This is a genomic window from Bacteriovorax sp. DB6_IX (assembly GCF_000447775.1).
Lineage (GTDB): Bacteria > Bdellovibrionota > Bacteriovoracia > Bacteriovoracales > Bacteriovoracaceae > Halobacteriovorax_A.
In genome coordinates, this window is sequence record NZ_AUNJ01000306.1 from 1 (window position 1) to 2,142 (window position 2,142).

Sequence of the window (2,142 nt, forward strand, 5' to 3'; positions counted from 1 at the left end):
TTATTAATGACGGGCTGCGGTTTAACTACCGTACGCCCGAAATTAGAAATGACACTGGCCCAAGAGGCCTTTCTTGCTGCTAAAGAGGCCGGAAGTTCTAACTTAGCACCTGCCCTCTACCGAAAAGCTGAATTCTACTATTTAAAAGCTAAGTCTAGTTACAAAAGAAAATTCTTTAATAAAGCTAAAAAATACGCTGAGCTCTCTAGAAAATTTTCTGAAAAAGCTGAATTCAAAGCTTATAAGAAAAAAGCTCTCGATAATATATAATCTCACTTAACATTCATAAGGATGACCATGAAAAGAACACTTCCGATCATCGCACTACTCTTGGCCATGACTTCGTGTAAAACACAAGAACAGATCAAGAGAGAGCAACTCGTTGATAGCATTTCAGTCCAAATGGTACAAAGCCAAAAACTAACGGCCGACACATCAGTCAAGATGCAAGAACTTGAAGATAAAATTAACAAGTTCCAAGGTGTTCTTGAAGAATCGGCTCACGTAAAAGAACAAAATAATGCTCAATTAGAAGAGAGAATCAAGGCACTGGAAGAATTGACACAAGCCCTTAACACTCAGCTTCAAGATTCGAATAAGCAGCTTAATTTGGTTGAAAAGAGATTAAGCGAGCAAGACAAGTTCATTAAAGAGATTCTTAAAACACTGAAGAGCTCTTCAAAAAAGGTTGCCAAACGCCCAAAGAAACAAACTCCTTATAACGAGGCTATGAATAGCTATAAGAGAGGAAAGTATAAGCAGGCCATAGCTCAAATGCAGGCTTTACTTGAAAAGAAACTTTCAACTGGTCAAAAGAAACGTGTTCTCCACAATCTAGGAATGGCCTCTTATATCACTAAGAATAATCAAGATGCCCTTACCTACTTCTCACAACTTTATACGGAATATCCAAAGTCTACTTACAATGCAAATGGATTAATTCACCTTGCAAGGACTTTTAAGAGAATGGGACAAGTTGATCAAGCGAAGGAAACACTACAAATGATGATTAAGAGCTTCCCAACTCATAAGCGTGTTGGAACGGCAAAGAAGCTTTTAAAATCCCTCTAAGTTAGGGACTGGAAACGATAATGATAAAGAATATATTTCAAAAAAATATTAAAAGGTGGATTCTTGGCTCCACCTTAACTCTCTCCTTGGCCTCCTGTGGCTTCCTTATTGGACTCGACAAGAAATTTAATGCTGAATCACTTGATATAAGTAAAGAACACTTCTCAATCGTATTCTCGCACTCTATTTCAGGAGAGACGCATCCTTGTGGATGTCGTCATCACCCACTAGGAGGACTTCCCCAGGTGGCGGGAATAATGGAAGATCTCAAGAAGAAAAAAGATTTTATCTACATTGATACAGGAGATATGCTCTTTCCTTCAAATATTGTTCCTAACCATATTCAAAAGTCTCTTGCCTATTCTGCTGAGAAACTCGCTCTTGGTCTAGACAAGATTGGCCTACAGTATATGGTTCCAGGAGATCAAGACTTTGCTCTTGGTGTCGGATTTCTTAAAGAAATTTTAGAGAAAGTTAAGTTTAAGCTCTTAGTTTCTAACTTTAGTGATCCTAAGCTAATCCCTCATAAGAAGTTTCTAAAGATTAATTTTGGTAAGAAGAAAGTCTTTATTCTTGGTGTCGTTGATCCTCAAACCATGCCATCAAAGATGCGTTCAATCTTCACCCCTATTCAACAAGTTTTCCCAAAACTTCTTAAGGACTTAGCAGATCAAGGCTACGAATCATCAAATAAAAATCATGAGCTCATTGTTCTTTCTCACTCAGGGATGGATGCAGATGAAGTCCTTGCTAAGAAGCACCCGCAGATTAATTGGATCATTGGAGCTCACTCACAGAGTTTTACAAACTTTCCAAATGAAGTAGGAAAAACAAAGCTCGTCCAAGTTCTTTCAAAGAACCACTATATTGGTGAAGTTATGATTGCGGGCGAGAAACAAAAATTCGAAGAACCATTTAAGTATCATGAAATGAGAGAACAGGTTTCAGAGCTTTTAAAAGATAACCCATGGCATAAGTATATTGCTGATATTAAAACAGAATCAGAAAAGATTAGAGAAGAAGAGCAAAAGGCCTTCACATCTTTTAGTTCTGAGGTTAAGAAGCTCGCGA

At 37.8% G+C, this 2,142-nt stretch carries 3 protein-coding genes; all 3 read left to right on the forward strand.

Annotated elements, in window-relative coordinates; genetic code table 11:
- Positions 1 to 270 (forward strand): DUF4398 domain-containing protein (locus M901_RS09070; protein WP_034721565.1); only part of this gene is annotated, 270 nt, incomplete at its 5' end.
- Between the two features lie 27 nt (positions 271 to 297).
- Complete coding sequence (locus tag M901_RS09075) at positions 298 to 1,071, forward strand: tetratricopeptide repeat protein (protein WP_021277900.1); 774 nt, start codon at positions 298 to 300, stop codon at positions 1,069 to 1,071.
- 20 nt (positions 1,072 to 1,091) lie between these two features.
- A partial coding sequence (locus M901_RS09080) for a hypothetical protein (protein WP_021277902.1) occupies positions 1,092 to 2,142 on the forward strand: 1,051 nt, incomplete at its 3' end.

What these genes read in the sequence shown, in the direction of transcription:
- M901_RS09075 (WP_021277900.1), top strand. Translation starts at nt 298, where the DNA reads ATGAAAAGAACACTTCCGATCATCGCACTACTCTTGGCCATGACTTCG.